Annotated in this window: 11 protein-coding genes and 1 pseudogene; 4 read left to right on the forward strand and 8 right to left on the reverse strand. The window is 72.4% G+C overall.

Annotated elements, in window-relative coordinates:
- Positions 1 to 9: 9 nt before the first annotated feature.
- Positions 10 to 1,784, reverse strand: a pseudogene (locus ACN27B_RS07990) (IS481 family transposase).
- A 1,442-nt stretch (positions 1,785 to 3,226) separates the two neighbouring features.
- Complete coding sequence (locus tag ACN27B_RS07995) at positions 3,227 to 4,039, reverse strand: nucleotidyltransferase domain-containing protein (RefSeq protein ID WP_157779169.1); 813 nt, start codon at positions 4,037 to 4,039, stop codon at positions 3,227 to 3,229.
- Positions 4,040 to 4,132: 93 nt separating this feature from the next.
- Here ACN27B_RS07995 and ACN27B_RS08000 point away from each other — a divergent pair, with 93 nt between their 5' ends.
- Both ACN27B_RS08000 and ACN27B_RS08005 read left to right on the forward strand, forming a co-directional pair.
- Positions 4,133 to 4,840: an HAD family hydrolase gene (locus ACN27B_RS08000; RefSeq protein WP_422744178.1), complete on the forward strand. Its 708-nt coding sequence runs from the start codon at positions 4,133 to 4,135 to the stop codon at positions 4,838 to 4,840.
- Positions 4,841 to 5,190: 350 nt separating this feature from the next.
- The gene (locus ACN27B_RS08005; RefSeq protein WP_099163346.1) at positions 5,191 to 6,294 is read left to right on the forward strand and encodes a calcium:proton antiporter; all 1,104 of its coding nucleotides are present in this window, start codon (positions 5,191 to 5,193) and stop codon (positions 6,292 to 6,294) included.
- Positions 6,295 to 6,307: 13 nt separating this feature from the next.
- Here the strand turns inward: ACN27B_RS08005 and ACN27B_RS08010 are convergent, their stop codons facing one another.
- Complete coding sequence (locus ACN27B_RS08010; protein ID WP_091568493.1) at positions 6,308 to 6,781, reverse strand: hypothetical protein; 474 nt, start codon at positions 6,779 to 6,781, stop codon at positions 6,308 to 6,310.
- A gap of 110 nt (positions 6,782 to 6,891) precedes the next feature.
- On the opposite strand from ACN27B_RS08010, the gene ACN27B_RS08015 reads away from it, so the two are divergent.
- Entirely contained in the window at positions 6,892 to 8,172 is a 1,281-nt protein-coding gene (locus tag ACN27B_RS08015; protein ID WP_422744181.1) for an MFS transporter, read from the forward strand.
- A 132-nt stretch (positions 8,173 to 8,304) separates the two neighbouring features.
- Here ACN27B_RS08015 and ACN27B_RS08020 read toward each other — a convergent pair whose 3' ends face one another.
- The 3 genes from ACN27B_RS08020 to ACN27B_RS08030 all read right to left on the reverse strand — a co-directional run bounded on the left by ACN27B_RS08020 (position 8,305) and on the right by ACN27B_RS08030 (position 11,916).
- Positions 8,305 to 10,047 (reverse strand): bifunctional metallophosphatase/5'-nucleotidase, encoded by a 1,743-nt coding sequence (locus tag ACN27B_RS08020; RefSeq protein WP_099163343.1) that lies wholly within the window; start codon positions 10,045 to 10,047, stop codon positions 8,305 to 8,307.
- Positions 10,048 to 10,450: 403 nt separating this feature from the next.
- Complete coding sequence (locus ACN27B_RS08025; protein WP_422744183.1) at positions 10,451 to 11,131, reverse strand: histone deacetylase; 681 nt, start codon at positions 11,129 to 11,131, stop codon at positions 10,451 to 10,453.
- A 5-nt stretch (positions 11,132 to 11,136) separates the two neighbouring features.
- Positions 11,137 to 11,916, reverse strand: coding sequence for a phosphodiesterase (locus tag ACN27B_RS08030; RefSeq protein WP_099164881.1), 780 nt, complete (start codon positions 11,914 to 11,916; stop codon positions 11,137 to 11,139).
- A 177-nt stretch (positions 11,917 to 12,093) separates the two neighbouring features.
- Between ACN27B_RS08030 and ACN27B_RS08035 the strand changes: the two genes are divergently transcribed.
- Positions 12,094 to 13,548, forward strand: a complete 1,455-nt coding sequence (locus ACN27B_RS08035) for a diguanylate cyclase domain-containing protein (protein WP_422744185.1) — start codon at positions 12,094 to 12,096, stop codon at positions 13,546 to 13,548.
- Positions 13,549 to 13,691: 143 nt separating this feature from the next.
- Here the strand turns inward: ACN27B_RS08035 and ACN27B_RS08040 are convergent, their stop codons facing one another.
- Positions 13,692 to 14,750 carry an aspartate-semialdehyde dehydrogenase gene (locus tag ACN27B_RS08040; protein ID WP_091568476.1) on the reverse strand — a complete coding sequence of 353 codons (1,059 nt, stop codon included), beginning with the start codon at positions 14,748 to 14,750 and terminating at the stop codon, positions 13,692 to 13,694.
- A 5-nt stretch (positions 14,751 to 14,755) separates the two neighbouring features.
- On the reverse strand, positions 14,756 to 16,021 hold the full coding sequence (locus tag ACN27B_RS08045) for an aspartate kinase (RefSeq protein WP_091568473.1): 1,266 nt from the start codon (positions 16,019 to 16,021) through the stop codon (positions 14,756 to 14,758).
- Positions 16,022 to 16,167: the final 146 nt, after the last annotated feature.

The following is a 16,167-nucleotide window of genomic DNA, read 5'->3' on the forward strand; positions in this document are numbered from 1 at the left end:
GTGTCGAGGTCAGCGCCGGGAGGTAGTTATCTGGTGTTTGGCCTTGGTTCGGTTCAGGTCGGTGGTGCTGCGGCGGGGCACGGCTGTGATCGGGGTGTCGGCGTCGTAGACGGTGACGGTGTGCTCGTCGAGGGCGACGGTGACGAGCTTGCGGGCGTGGGCTTTCCCGACTTGGATCTTCTGTCCGGCGACCTGGATGCTGCCGTTTATGGACACGATCCGCTGAACGGTCGGGGCGGTGGCCGGTGGTGGGATGGGGGAAGCGGGTCGGGCATCGCGGATGCGGCCAAGCGCGGTGGGCGGCAGTGGGCAGCGCAGGGTGCGACGCAGCTGCCCGGCGTCATCGATGACGTGCAGGAGGACCCCGTCGACGCGGATGCGGATCCGTTGACCGGCAAGCGGCATGCCGACGCTGATCTGCCGGCCGGCGATGCTGATCCCGCCGCAGGCGTTGACGACCCGGTCGACCTCGACAGCGGTGGTCTGCGGCTCGGTCTGCGGCAATGGCGGTGGTCCGGCGGGGACGCCGCCGTCGGCCAGGAGGCGGGCAAGGTCACGTTGGGACAGCCGGGACGGGCTGGACTTGATCCGGGCGCCGTCGGCGGTCAACACGTGCAGCCGGTCGGTGTCGACCCAGATCATGACCGGGGTGCCGGCGAGGACGGGGCCCAGCCACACCTGCTGTTGGGCGACGGTCAGGTTTCCCGACGGCGGAACGACCCGGACGAGCTGCACCGGCTGCGGCCGGCCGGTGGACACGGTCACCGAAGCGGTGTCGACCTCGACAGGGAGTGGCTTCCTGGGGCCGGTGCTGCGATGGGCAGCAGCCCACCCGGCAGGCGCAGCGGCAGGACGTCTGCCGCCGTCTGGCTCTGTCCCGGAGTCGGTCGGTGGAACCGGTCGGCAGGGAAGGCGTCGTCGATGCCCTGGTGGGGCCGGTCGTAGTTGTATTCCGCGGCGAACGCGTCCACCGCGGCCTGGGCTTCCTCCACGGTGGCGAACACCCGCCCGTCCAAGCACTCACCTTGCAGGCTCTGGTGGAACCGCTCAACCTTGCCGGTGGTCGTCGGGGTGCGGGGTCTCGTATTTCGAGCCACGATGCCGTTCTCCCTGCAGATCCGCTCGAACAGCACCTCACCCGGGCGGGGCTTGGTGAACCGGCCGGTGAACTGCTTGCCGTTGTCGGTCAGCACCTCACCCGGCGTCCCGAACCGGGTCAGAGCGGCGGCGAACGCGGCGCATACGGCCCGGCCGGTGGCCCGGCGAACCACGGTGGCGATGACGCAGTAGCGGGAGTGATCGTCCAGTCCGGTGACGACCTTCGCCTCCGTGCCGTCAGCGAGCAGTACCCCGCCGACGATGTCCATCTGCCACAGCTCCATCGGCTCCGGACGTTCCCACCGCCGATAGTCCTCCCGCCGACGCTTACGCGGCACGGCCGGCACCAAGTTGTTCCGCCGAAGGATCCGATACACCGTCGCCCGAGCCGGCGCAGGAGTGACACCGCGACGGCCGGCCTCGAACCGCAGCCGACGCGGACCCCACCGCGGATGATCCCGGCGCAGCTCACACACCAGCGCCTCCGTGGAGGGGTCTACCCGGTGCGGGCAGACATGCGGCCGGTGAGACCGGTCCTCCAAGCCCTTGATGCCCTCGGCCGCATAGCGGGCGAGCCAGTTGTGGATCGTCTGCCGCGACACCCCATACCGGGCGGCGACCTCTGTCTTCGGCGTGCCGCCCAGGCACTCCATCACGGCGTGAAACCGCTGCTCCATGACGCTCAACTCCGCGAGTCCCACCCGGTGCTCCTCCCGCCTGAGTTACAGGCGCAACGAGCACAGGCCGACCAGGTGTCAAACATCAGCCGAGGCCGCCGTGTCAAACATCAACCGGCGCAGGACAGCCGACTGCCGGTGAAGTGGTGAGAACTTTCTGTACGTCTTCAAGGCGGCCCTTGACGGGCCGCACGCGCCGCCGCCTGGGCGCGCGCCGGCCGCTGCCGCTGTCGCTCTGCGGCCGTCACGCCTGATGCCCGGCGGCTGGCGCGGAGAGCGGGGAGCCCGGGGCCGCCGCAAACGGGATAGCGGGGAGAGTGGTGGAGGTTCGTCGCCGGCAGCCGGCCGCGCCGCGCCCGAGCAGCGCGGCGCAGGGAAGGGCACGCCGGGGCCGTGCGGCGGGTCGCGGTGGCGAACCGGTCGCGGTCACTGCGCCTCCGGCGGGGGCGCAACGACTCCAGGATGGCCGGGGCTCCGTCCGCGCCTTGCGGTCCGTGGGTGGTTGCGCAGGGCCATCCCGCCAGCCACCGACCCGGGCAAGCCGAGCAGACCACCGCCCGGCCCGCCAGCGCCCGTACGAGCCGTCAAGGCCGTGTTGACGTGGCGGACCGGGCGGCGGCCCGCTCCCCGGAGGGCGGGTCGGCGGCAGACGGGATGGCAAACGGCGTGCGTTCTGTGGGTGTGCCCGATGCGTGCTCCTGGACAATCGCGTCGTACGGGTGGGATGCTCTGGATCATGGCTGACAACAGAAAGGCCCATGGGGCGTAAGCGTCCGGGCGCTTTGCGTGCCCTTGGCAGCGCGCCTGAACAGGAACTCGCCGACCGCATCCGGCTACCGGACATGCCACCCAGGGTGGCCACGGAGCTTCGACGTCGCAGGCTGGATCGGTCGTTCGCGTCGGCATATCGATCGTGGCGATCGTTCGTCTACAAACCTGGCGCGTACAGCTCGGACAGTCCGTACTACGGCTGCCCGTGTTGTGGCCCTAGCGACCCCCGTGACCGACTTCAGTGGGTCTTGGAGACGATGCCGGCGTGGTCTCGCGGTGCGCTAATCCAGCTCATTGCTCCCCTGGACCGTCAGTATCGAGCAATCACCTGGCCGGACCCGACCGCCCCGCAGACCTGGCCGTGGTGGTGGCGACGTGTTCGCTGAAGTACGGCGCTTCAGGCTGGGTGACCAACTGGGTGACGACGGCCACGAGCAAGGCCGGACGACCGTGGACTCTGGTGGACCGTTCGGGCAGCTGAACCCTGCTACTCGCGCAGCTCATCGACGGTTGAGCGTTCTTTCGGGACGAAGAGGTCGTCGGTTCGAATCCGGCCACCCCGACCAGAGGTCAGAGGGCACATCCGATCCACGGATGTGCCCTCTGGTGCGTCTTGGTGCCCAACCCCGGGCAGGGCCCGCAGCGATCCGAGCCAGCACCGCCGCGCACTTCCCGCCCGTTCACGTCCGGAAGATCTGCAGCTCGTCTCCCCAGCCTTCGAAGACGGGGGTCAGCACCGGCACGGAACGCTCGTCGTCGAAAGTCGCGCAGAGGCTCTCGACCCGCGCGAAGGTGGTCCGGATGGCGGCCGGATCGCCGTCCAGGGTGGCCTCCAGCAGGGACAGGAGTCCACCCGCCTCCCACCCGGGCAGCGGGTGTTCACCCAGTTCCCAGGGCAGGTACTTGTGGTAGGGGCGCACCCGCCCGGCCAACGTGAAGATGACGTCCAGCAACCAGGGCACCGACTCGGCGGCATCGAGCCGGCGTTCCAGTCCGCGCCCGTCCCGGTCGCTCTTGAGGGCGCGGTAGGCATGGTTCAGCCACCCGTCCAGGCGGTCGTGCTCGACCAGGATCGCCTCCGCCTCGTCGGGCGTGACCGTGGCCGCTCGATGAAGCGCTACCGGCAACCGGCCCTCGGTGCGGTCAAGGAGGATCGGGACCCAGGCGAACGACCAGCGGAACCACCAGCCCCCGCTCCCGAACGGCGGCACCTCTTCCAACTGGGACAGCGGGACCGGAATCTCGTCGACGTCAGGGGATCGGGTCGTCCTGCGGCCGCCCATGCCCCCGTCGGTGAGAACGACGTAGACGTCCAGGTCCGAGCGCTCGGTGGCGACACCCCGGCCCACCGAACCGGAGAGGACCAGGCCCAGCAGGTCCTCGCCGTGATCCGCGTCGTTCCGGGCCGCGAGCTCGATCAGCAGGCGGCGGCGCTGAGGGGAGAGACCTGACGGGATGGTCAGGCCGTGGGGAGAGTGCGTCACACGCAGCACCCTTCCCTCCCCGAACCGTCTGCGGCAAGCACGTTCCGCGTCTCCGGAGAAGGGCCGGGGTGACGGCGGTCACCGTCTCAGTAGGATGCCCACATGGCCCGGCCGGTGATCTTCGATCTGTTCCACACCCTGGTCCACGGGGCCGACGCCGAGCGCGACCGGGTGGTCGGCGAGATGGCGCTCGTCGTCGGGGTGCCGCCGGACGCGCTGGTCGCCGCGTACCACGCGACGTGGCGGGACCGGCTGGTCCGCTGGGACGTCGAGGAGACGATCCGGATCCTCGCCGGCCGGCTCGGCGTCACGCCGACCGACGAGCAGGTGAGCCGGGCCGCCGAGCACCGCCGGGCGCTCGCGCGCCGGGTGCTGGGCCGCGTCTCGCCCGCCGTCCTGGACGTGCTCGACGCGCTGCGCGCGGGCGGGCGTCCGCTCGCCCTGATCAGCAACGCGACCGCCGAGACCGCCGAGGCGTGGCCCGGAACCGCCCTGGCCCACCGCTTCGACGTCGCGGTCTTCTCCAGCGACGTCGGGCTGGCCAAGCCCGACCCGGCGATCTACCGCCACGCGGCCGAGCGGCTGGGCGTCGCCCCGGGCGACTGCGTCTACGTCGGCGACGGCGCGGACGGCGAGCTGGCCGGGGCCGCCGCGGTCGGGATGACCGTGCTGCGGACCACGGAGCACCAGGACACCGACCCGGGTTGGGACGGGCCCTCGTTCGCGAGCCTGACCGACCTGCCCGCCCTGCTCAGCGGATCGCTCCCAGGTCGAGCACGACCAGCTCCGCCTCCGTCGTACGCAGGGTGAGCACCTCGGGGATACACCCCGGTACGGCGGCCGCACCAGGCCGGGCCACGCCGCACCGAGCCGGGCGAGCGCCTCCTGTGCCAGGTCGGCCGCGTCGTGCGGGTTCGCGGTGAGCACGTACCCGTAGCGGACGAGCGCCGCCCACCGTGCCCGGACGAACTCCTCGAACGCCGGTTCGGCACCAGCCATCGGCCACCTCCTGCCACCGGGACGCCCGAGCGTTGTGGGCTGTTGCACCGTCACGGCGGCCGGCGCTCGGGGCGTCGAGCGGGACGGGAGGAAAGCGGTGCGAAGGCGTCCGGCCACGGGCGGTTGATCGATTCACCTGGCATGGTTGACGCATGCCAGCGATGATCCGATCCCGCCTGACCGATTGGACCACTGTCGTACCCCTGGTCGCCGTGCTCCTGCTCGTGGTCACGTGGGGCCGGGAGCTGCCCGGTGTGCTCATCGCCGTGGTGGCCGCCCTGCTCGCGGCCGCCGTGCTGGCGGCCGTGCACCACGCGGAGGTGGTGGCCCACAAGGTCGGTGAGCCGTACGGCTCACTCGTGCTGGCGGTCGCGGTCACCGTGATCGAGGTCGGCCTGATCGTCACCCTGATGATCAGCGGTGGGGACAAGACGCAGGCGCTGGCCCGGGACACCGTGTTCGCCGCCGTGATGATCACCTGCAACGGCATCCTCGGGCTGGCCCTGCTGCTCGGCGCGCTGCGCCGTCAGGTCGCGGTGTTCAACCCGGAGGGCACCGGCGGGGCCCTGGCGACGGTGGCCACCCTCGCCACGCTCAGCCTGGTGGTGCCGACGTTCACCACCAGCCGTCCCGGTCCGGAGTTCTCCCCGGCCCAGCTCGCCTTCGCGGCGGTCGCCTCGCTGGCTCTCTACCTGCTCTTCGTGATGGTGCAGACCGGCCGGCACCGCGACTACTTCCTCCCGGTCACCCAGGAGGGCAGCATCATGGCCGAGGACCGCGACGGCGACGGGCACGCCGAACCGCCGTCCACGCGTACCGCCCTGGCCAGCCTGGCGCTGCTGGTCGTGGCGCTGGTCGCGGTGGTCGGCGACGCGAAGACCATCTCCCCGGCGATCGAGTCCGCCGTCCAGGCGGCCAACCTGCCGCAGGCGTTCGTCGGCGTGGTCATCGCCCTGCTGGTGCTGGCGCCGGAGACGCTGGCCGCCGCCCGGGCGGCCCGGCGGGACCGGGTGCAGATCAGCCTCAACCTCGCCCTCGGTTCGGCCATGGCCAGCATCGGCCTGACCATCCCGGCCATCGCGATCGCCTCGATCTGGCTGGACGGCCCGCTGCTGCTGGGCCTGGGCGGCACCCAGATGACGTTGCTCGCACTGACCGCGGTGACCGGCGTGCTGACCGTGGTGCCCGGGCGCGCCACCGTGCTCCAGGGCGGGGTACACCTGGTGCTGCTCGCCGCGTTCGTCTTCCTGGCCGCCAGCCCGTGACCGGGTCGGCCGGTCAGTCGTGCAGTTCGGTGCGGGCCACTTCGGCGAACGCCGCGTTCAGGTAGTCGGCGAACGGGCGTCCGGTGACCGTGAGCAGGTCGGCCACGAGCAGCGGGGCGTGCCGGGCGACGGCCGCCGGGTCGGGCGGGTTCTCGTCGTCGCCCGGGTCGTAGACGCCGAGCGCGCCGGCCAGCAGCACCAGCAGCACGTGCGGGTCGACCTCGGGCCACCACGTGGCGGCCGACCGGGCGCAGCGCTCCAGGACCTGACGCACGTCGTCGCCGTCCAATCCGTCCGGGTGCCCCTCCTCCAGCAGCAGGCGCACCGCGCCGCCGAGCACCAGCCCGGCCCGGTCGGCCACGGCGAGTCGTTCGACGGCCGGGCGGTACGCGGCCGCGTCCCGGTCCCGGGCGGCGGCGACCGCGTCCGTGGCGGTCTCGGCGATCTCGCGGGCCGGGGCGGGCAGGTGGCGCCAGGTCGTGCTCACCGGGCCAGCATGGCAGACCGGGTGTGCTTGCTCACCTTCCGGCTCCGCGACCGTGGTGGGCGCGGGGTAAACGGGTCGCGGCCGTCGTACCCGCCGCACAGAATCCAGCCATGCTGCGCCGCGCCCTGCCCGCCCGTCCCGAAGCCCGCCGGATCCTGGTCGGCACGCTGCTCTCCGCGGTCGGGCGCGGCCTCACCCTGCCGTTCCTGTTCATCTACCTGACCGACGTACGCGGGCTGACCGACGCCCGGGCGGGTCTGGTGATCGGCTGGTTCGGCGCGGTGACGTTGGCGCTCTCTCCGCTGGGCGGGACGCTGATCGACCGGTTCGGCGCCCGGCGGGTGGTGCTGCCGTGCCTGGTGGTCGAGGCGGTCGGCACCGGGTCGCTGGCGCTGGTCGACTCGACCGCCTCCGCGTTCGGGGTGATGACCCTGGTCGCGCTCGGCAGTTCGGCGATCTGGGCCGGGCAGAACACCATCCTGGCGTCGCTCACCGGTGACGGTGAGCGACAGCGTGTCTTCGGGTTGAACTTCGCCCTGCTCAACCTCGGCATCGGCGTCGGCGGCCTGATCTCCGGCGCGGTGGTCGACGTGGCCCGGCCGGCCACGTTCCAGGCGATCTACGTGCTGGACGCGGTGAGCTATCTGACCCCCGCCCTGATCCTGCTCACCCTGCCCCACGTCGGGCGTCGCCCGGCCACGACCGCGGTCCCGGAGGGCGGCGTCACCCCGGTCAGCGGTGGCTACCTGACGGTGTTGCGGGACCGGCCGTTCCGTCGGCTGGTCGTCTTCGGCCTGGTGCTGACCACCTGCGGGTACGCGCAGATCGAGGTGGGCTTCGCCGCGTACTCGGTGCGGGTGGTGGAGGTCACGCCCCGCGTGGTGGCCTGGGCGCTGGCCGCGAACACCGTGATGATCGTGCTCTCCCAGCTGCTGGTGCTCCGCCGGCTGGAGGAGCGCAGCCGCACCGGCGCGCTGGCGACGGTCGGCGCGGTCTTCGCGGGCGCCTGGCTGGTGCTCGGTGCGGCCGGTGTCGTCGGCGGTGGCAACGCGGTGCTCGCGGCGCTCGGCGTGGTGGCCTGCTCGGCGATCTTCGGGTTCGGCGAGACGATGCTGTCGCCGGTGATGCCGGCCCTGACCAACGCGCTGGCCACCGACGAGCTGCGCGGTCGGTACAACGCCATGAGTTCGATGATCTTCGGGATCAGCGGAGTGGTCGGTCCGGTCACCGCCGGGCCCCTGATCGGCGCGGCCGACGGGCGGGTCTGGGTGGCCGTCGTGGTGGGCGGCTGCCTGGTCGCCTCACTGCTCGCGCTGTCACTGCGCCCCCTGCTCACCCAGGCCCAGGACGGCCGCCCGGCGCGGGGCCCCGAGCCCGTGCCGGTGGCCTGACCTCCCCCAGGCTCATCGACCAGGGAGTTCGCGTCACGCTTCGGCACCCTCCCCGACGCGAACTCCTCGACCGGCACGGACGCCAACGGGCCCCGGAGCAGCGCTCCGGGGCCCGTTGGCGGTGCGGTGCCGTCAGGCGGCGGGAACCTCCGCGGTGGTCCGGATCCGGTCCAGCGCCGGCGCGGACACCGGCGACTTCTCGGTCAGGTACGCGGTGAAGGCGTCCAGGTCGATCTGGCCGGTCACCGCGTTGGTGCCGCCGGTCAGGACGCTGAAGCCGTCGCCGCCACCGGCGAGGAAGTTGTTCACCGTGACGCGGTAGGTCGCGGTGTCGGTCACCGGGGTGCCGTTGATGGTGAGGCTGCCCCGGACCACCCGGGTGCCGGCGCACGGGGTGCCGGCCGGCGCGGTGGCGCCGTTGACGTCGACGACGTAGTTCACGGTCGAGGACGCGTAGAGCACCCGGGCCACGGTGAACTGCTGCTCCAGCATGCAGTAGAGCTGGGCGCCGGTCAGGTCCAGCGTCACCAGGTTGTTGGCGAACGGCTGGACGGTGAACGCCTCGGCGTAGGTGACCGGGCCGGCGTCGAGGTCGGCGCGGACGCCACCGGGGTTCATGAACGCGGCGACCGCGTTCTGCTCGGTGTCGGTCGCGGCGAGCTGGGCGTCCGCGATCAGGTTGCCCAGTGGCGACTCACCGGTCTGGTACGTCGGCTTGCCGTTCGCGTCGACCCCGGTCTGGTACAGGTTCTCCTGGGTCTTGGTGATCGCGGTGGTGGTCTCGCCGACAACCCGGTCGGCCACCGGGCCGAGGGCGGTCTTGTACCGGTTGATCAGCTCGGTCGAGGCCGGGTCCTTCTCGACGGTCCGGGTGACCACGACGTTGTTGGCCGACGCGCTGATGACGTCCCGGGTACGCGGGTCGATCTTCAGGTTGATGTCGGTGACCAGGCGGCCGAACGAGCTGGCGCTGGTGACCAGCTTGCCGTTGATGTTGCAGTTGTACGCGGCGTGGGTGTGCCCACTGACGATCACGTCGATGGACGGGTCCATCCGGTTGGCGATGTCGACGATCGGGCCGCTGAACCCGGTGCAGTCGTTGATGCCGCCGCCGTTCTGCACACCGCCCTCGTGCAGCAGCACGACGATGCTCTTGACGCCGAGCAGCCGCAGGATCCTGGCGTACTTGTTGGCGGTGTCGGCCTCGTCGGTGAAGCGCAGGCCGGCGACGCCCTGCTGGCTGACGATGTTCGGGGTGCCCTCCAGGGTCATCCCGATGAAGCCGATCGGCACGCCCTTGACGATCTTGATGCCGAACGGCTGCAGCAGCGGCAGGCCGGTCTTGGTCTTGAAGGCGTTCGCCGAGAGGTACTTGAACGTGGCGCCCTCGAACGGGGTGCCGTCGGCGCAGCCGTCCACCGGGTGGCAGCCACCGCGCTGCATCCGCAGCAGCTCGGCCGCGCCCTCGTCGAACTCGTGGTTGCCGACGCTGGCGAACTCGAGCCCGGCGAGGTTCATCTCCTCGATGGTGGGCTCGTCGTGGAACGCGGCGGAGAGCAGCGGCGAGGCGCCGATCAGGTCGCCGGCGGCGACCGTGACCGTGCCCTTGCCCTGCTGCTGGGCGGCCGCGCGCATGGCCTTCAGGTGGCTGGCCAGGTATTCCGCGCCACCGGCGGGCTGACCGTCGATGGTGCCGCTGGACCCGCTCGGCGGCTCCAGGTTGCCGTGGAAGTCGTTGATCGCGAGCAGCTGGACGTCGACCGGCTTCGAGTGGGCCTCGGCCTGGTCGGGGGTGACGGCGACCGCGCTGAACGCGGTCACGGCGAGTGCGGCCAGGCCGACGGCGGCCCGGCGGCGCATCCCGGGGACGGACATGGAACTCCTCGTGAGATACCGGCGCGTGGTGTCCGGACGATGGTTCGCCCGGTGACCCTGATCCGTGCCGTGACAGGGGTCGATCGCGGAAGGCGGCACTCGGGGGAACGCCGCCCCGCCGGGGGTAGCTTCTCATCCACCGGCCCGCAGGTCGACCGGGGCGGCATCCGGAATCCTCGCCCCGCTGGGCGACCCGTGCCGGTCTGCCCGACGAGTCCGACATGACGGTCAGGTGAATTCCCGCACGGGGCACGCTGTCGTTCCGCGGTGTCACCCAGGGCGCCGGCCCCCAGGGACCAGGGAGCCGGCGCCGTCGCTCATGTCACGCGGAAACCGTTGCGCTGGCAACCTTCCTAACCGGAAAAACTCCCGGCGGACCACCCGTCGCGAGCCGAACGGTCGTTCACACCGGACGGACCGGCACCCGAACCGAACTGTCCGAACTCGACTCACCGTCGGAGGGAGGTCCTCCGCCGGCCACCACGCGCAGCGCCGACCGGCTCCACCGACCGGCGACCCCGGGCCGGCCCGCCAGGTAGTCGACGGTCCGCGCGACGTCCCAGCCGTGCGCCTCCCGCAGCCCCCGCGCCAGCATGCCGAGGTAGACCGGCGCCGGCCGGGTCCACGGCACGTCCACCGCCCGGTGCGGGGCGGTGAACGTGAGCATCGGCAGGCCGTCGCGGGTGCCGACCCGCAGCAGCGTCTCGTAACGGCCCGCCCCGAGCGTGGCCCGGCCGGTGGTGATCGCCGCGCGGATGCCGCCCAGGTCGGCGCCCGGCGCCCGGTACATCTCCTGCGCCGCGATGTCGGCGAACTGTTCGACCGTCACCAGGTAGCCGCGCGCCGCCGCCCGGCCGGGCAACCCCGGGTCGTAGAACGCCATTCCGCCGGTCCAGGCCCGGGACTCACCGGCGAAGTAGACGCCGCCGGGGATCAGCGCCGCGACCGTCCGCTCCGGTGGTCGGCAGTCCCGGCAGCCCGGGTACGTGCGCAGCCCGCCCGGCGGACGCCCGCCGCGCAGGTACCAGTCGAGCCGCGCCGCGTGCAGGTTGGAGCCGTACGCGACATACCAGAGGAGCGGCACGGCGGTTAGAACCAGCAGGTCCGCCCCGCGGCGTGGCTCACCTGGACGGTGTGCGTGACGCAGCCACCGTCGGCCACCCGGTGCAGCAGGAACGCGGTCGGCTCGGCGACCAGGCCGATCTCCTCCTCGTCGGTCATGGTCAGGCTCGCCTGCACCCAGGTGCTCGGCGCGGTGGTCAGCACCGTGCCGGCGAACGCGCTGGTCACCGGGCGATGCAGGTGACCAGCGGCGACGCGTACGACGTGGGGGTGCCGCGCGACCACGGCGGCGAGCGCGTCCCCGTCGGCGAGCCGGATCGCGTCGGCGGCCGGGATGCCCACCGCGATCGGCGGGTGGTGCAGGCACACGACGGCGGGCGCCTCCGGGCGGCCGGCGAGCACGCCGTCGAGCCAGTCGAGCTGCTCGTCGCCGAGCCGCCCGTCGGAGCTGCCCGCGGTGAGCGAGTCGAGCACCACGAGCGTGGCGTCCGGATGGTCGACGTGGTAGTGCGCGGAGAACCCGCCGGCCAGGTGGGGGGTGCCGCCGAACGTGTCGAGCAGCGACTCGCGGTCGTCGTGGTTGCCGGTGGCCAGGTGGACGGGCAACGGGAAGCGCCCGACGATCTCGCGGAGGGCGAGGTATTCGTCCGGCCGACCGTTGTTGGTGAGGTCGCCGGTGATCACCACGCAGTCGGGCCGGGGACGCAGGGCGAGCACCGACCCGAGCGCCCGGTGCAGCCCGGAGGCCTGCTCGGCGGCGAGCGGACCGGTGGTCACGTGCGGGTCGCTGAGCTGGGCGATGAGCATCGGCGCCTCCTCGGAGCCCGGGGCCTCCACGCTATCGCCGGCGGGCCGCGCCGCGCAGGCCCGCCCGGTACCCACAGGCCGCGTCCACAGCCTGTGGATAGCACATGTGTACGAAGGTCGTCGGCCGCCGCGCTGAGTACATTTGATCGCACCCGACCCCCTCCGAGCAGGAACGACGTGGATCACGAGCGAGTTCTCCGCGACGTCACGGCACGCCTTCCCACGGCGTCGACCGTGCCGGAGGCGTGCCAGTGGACGGTCGCCGCGCTCGCCCGGCACACCCCGGCGACCGCGACGATCCTGCTCCGGGTCCACGACCGGCTCCGGTGCGTCGCGGCGACCGGCGCCTGGCAGGTCTTCTCGCACGTCCCGGCGACGACCGACGGGGCGCCGGCCCACCACCGGCCCGAGCCGTCCGTGGTGCGGCGGGTCTACGCCTCCGGGGAGACCGCCGCCGTGCCCGACGTGGCCGCCGACCCCGACTACCTCCCGGTCCGGCCGGACGTCACCGCGGAGCTCTGCGTGCCGGTACGCGACCCGGACGGCCACCCGATCGGCGTGCTCGACCTGCAGTGGAGCGAACCGGTCGGACTCACGCCGTGGCGGGAGACCGCCGAGCGGCTGGCCGACCGGCTCGGCGCCCGGATCGCGGCGCTCGGCGGCCCGCCGGCCGAGAGCCGCAGCGAGAAGCTGCTCCGGCACGCGGCCGCGTTCACCGCCGCGCCGACGGACTGGGACCTGACGACCGCCGCGATCGCCGCCGCCCGGGACGTGTCCGCGCTCGCCGCGGCCGTGCTGGTGCTCACCGGCCGGCGCGGACCCCAATTGAACGCGCCCACCGACACCCCGGGTGAGCTGGAGGCGCGGATCCGGGCCGAGCTGGCTGAGGCCGGGCCGGTCGCGCTGGACCGGATGATCGACCGTGCCCACCGGTACGGCTCGGCGTACACGCTGGGCGAGGCGGGGCACCCGCCGACCGAGGAGTATCTGCCGCTGACCCGGGCCGGCGCCCGCACGCTGGTGGCGGTGCCGGTCGGCACGCCGACCGCCGGCGGGGTGCTGCTGGTCGCCGACGAGCGACTGCTGCGCCCCGACCCGACCACTGTCAACCTGATCGAGTTGCTGGCCGGGCAGGCGTGGACCTGCCGGGACCGGTTGCGCACTCTGGCGCGGCTGCGCGAGCAGGCCAACTCCGATCCGCTCACCGGCCTCCGGCACACCGGCCCGTTCGGGCAGCGGATCGCCAGCGCCACGCCGGGGCGTACCGCCCTGCTGGCGATCGACGTGGACGGGTTCAAGGACGTCAACGACACGTACGGCCACCAGGCCGGCGACCGGCTGCTGGTAGGGCTGGCCCGGGCCCTGGAGGGCGCACTGCGGCAGGGCGACGAGCTGTACCGGACCGGGGGCGACGAGTTCGTCGCGGTGATCGAGGTGAGCCGCCCGGAGGAGGCGGTCCGGATCGCCGAGCGGTTGACCGAGGCGGCCCGCCGCACCGGCCGGACCATCAGCGTCGGCGTCGCACTGCCCCGCCCCGGCGAGACCCCCGAGCGCACCCTCCACCGCGCCGACCAGGCCCTCTACGCGGTCAAACGCCACGGCCGAGACGGCATCCACCTCTCCGCCGCCTGACCCGCCACCCCCACCCCCACCCCCACCCCCACCCGCCGTCGATCTTGCAGTTCCGGCCCCTAATGCGCGGCATATGTCCATGATGCCCGGGCACGAAGTGCAAGATCGCGCAGGAAGCGGGGGCAGGTCAGGAGGTCAGGAGGTCAGGGGGTGAGGGCCTTGGCGAGGAGTTCGGCGATCTGGGCGGTGTTGAGGGCGGCGCCCTTGCGGAGGTTGTCGCCCGTCACGAAGAGGTCGAGTGCTCTGGGGTCGTCCACGGCGCGGCGAATGCGGCCGACCCAGGACGGGTCGGTGCCGACCGCGTCGATCGGCATCGGGAACTCCCCGGCCGCCGGGTCGTCGACCAGGATCACGCCCGGCGCGTTGCGCAGCACCTCGCGGGCACCCTCGGCGTCCACCTCGGTGGCGAAGACCGCGTGCACGGCGACCGAGTGACCGGTCACCACGGGCACCCGGACGCAGGTGGCGGAGATCTTCAGGTCGGGCAGCCCGAGGATCTTGCGCGACTCGTTGCGGAGCTTCATCTCCTCGGAGGACCAGCCGCCGTCGGCCAGCGAGCCGGCCCACGGCACCACGTTCAGCGCCAACGGCGCCGGGAACGGGCCCAGCTCGTCGCCGACCGCCTGGCGCACGTCGCCGGCGCGGGACCCGAGCACCCGGTCCCCGGCGATCTTGCCGAGCTGGAGGTGCAGCGCGTCCACCCCGGCCTGCCCCGCCCCGGACACCGCCTGGTACGAGGCGAGGACCAGCTCGCGCAGGCCGTACTCGCGGTGCAGCGGGGCGATCGCCACGATCATGGCCAGGGTGGTGCAGTTGGCGTTGGCGATGATCCCCTTCGGCCGGTTGCGCACCTGCTCGGGGTTGATCTCGGGGACCACCAGCGGCACGTCCCGGTCCATCCGGAACGCGCCGGAGTTGTCCACCACCACCGCGCCGCGCGCCACCGCGACCGGCGCCCACTCGGCCGCCACGTCGTCCGGCACGTCGAACATCGCCACGTCGACACCGTCGAACGCGTCGGCGGTGAGCGCCTGGACGGTCAGCTCCTCACCTCGGCACAGGATGCGGCGACCGGCCGACCGCTCGGAGGCGAGCAACCGGATCTCGCCCCACACGTTGCGGCGGGAGGAGAGGATCTGGCACATCACCGTGCCGACGGCACCTGTCGCCCCGACCACGGCGAGGGTGGGTAACGACGCCATCCGCGCTACCGCCCGGTGCCGGCGTAGACGACGGCTTCGGTGTCACCACCCAGCTCGAAGGCGTCGTGGATGGCCCGGACCGCCTTGTCGAGGTCGGTGTCCCGGCAGACCACGGAGACCCGGATCTCCGAGGTGGAGATCATCTCGATGTTCACCCCGGCGGTGCCGAGCGCGGCGAAGAACCCGGCGGCGACACCCGGGTGCGAGCGCATGCCGGCGCCGATCAGCGAGACCTTGCCGACGTGGTCGTCGTAGAGCAGGCCCTTGAACTTGACCGACTCCTGGATCTTGCTGAGCGCGGCCATCGCGGTCGGGCCGTCCGCCTTGGGCAGCGTGAACGAGATGTCGGTGCGGCCGGTGCCCTCGGTGGACACGTTCTGCACGATCATGTCGATGTTGATCTCGGCGCCGGCCACGGTGTCGAAGATCCGCGCGGCGGCGCCCGGCTCGTCCGGCACGCCGACGATGGTGATCTTCGCCTCGCTGCGGTCGTGGGCGACCCCGGTGATCAGTGCCTGTTCCACAGGAAGGTCCTCCATCGATCCGGTGACCATCGTGCCGGTGTTGGTCGAGTATGACGAACGGACGTGGATCGGCAAGCCCGCGCGCCGGGCGTACTCGACGCTGCGCAGGTGCAGCACCTTCGCGCCGCAGGCGGCCAGCTCCAGCATCTCCTCGTAGGTGATCTGCTTGATGTGCCGGGCGTTCGGCACGATCCGCGGGTCGGCGGAGAAGATGCCGTCCACGTCGGTGTAGATCTCGCAGACGTCGGCGTGCAGCGCGGCGGCGAGCGCCACGGCGGTGGTGTCGGAGCCGCCCCGGCCGAGCGTGGTGACGTCCTTGGTGTCCTGCGAGACGCCCTGGAAACCGGCGACGATGACCACCGCGCCCTCGTCCAGCGCGCCCTTGAGCCGCCCCGGGGTCACGTCGATGATCCGGGCCCGGCCGTGCACCGAGGTGGTGATCACGCCGGCCTGGGAACCGGTGAACGAGCGGGCCTCGTACCCCAGGTTGTGGATGGCCATGGCGAGCAACGCCATGGAGATCCGCTCCCCGGCGGTGAGTAGCATGTCCAGCTCGCGGCCCGGCGGCAACGGGCTGACCTGGTTGGCCAGGTCGAGCAGCTCGTCGGTGGTGTCGCCCATGGCGGAGACCACCACGACCACGTCGTCGCCCGCCTTGCGGGCCGCCACGATGCGCTCGGCCACCCGCTTGATCCGCTCGGCGTTGGCGACGGAGGACCCGCCGTACTTCTGCACCACGAGTGCCACGACGGTGCACTCCCTCCCAGCGACGACCCTGAGCGTGCCGACGCCGCCGGGCGTTTCGTCCGGCGGCGTGTGTCAGACCTCCTCAGGGTATCGGGCGGGCCACGACGCCGGGTCGGGTGATCCCACCATCCGGCCCCGGCGTGGGG

Origin of the sequence: Micromonospora sp. WMMD754 (assembly GCF_049315235.1) — a bacterium.
In the GTDB taxonomy this organism is placed as follows: Bacteria; Actinomycetota; Actinomycetes; order Mycobacteriales; family Micromonosporaceae; genus Micromonospora; species Micromonospora sediminicola.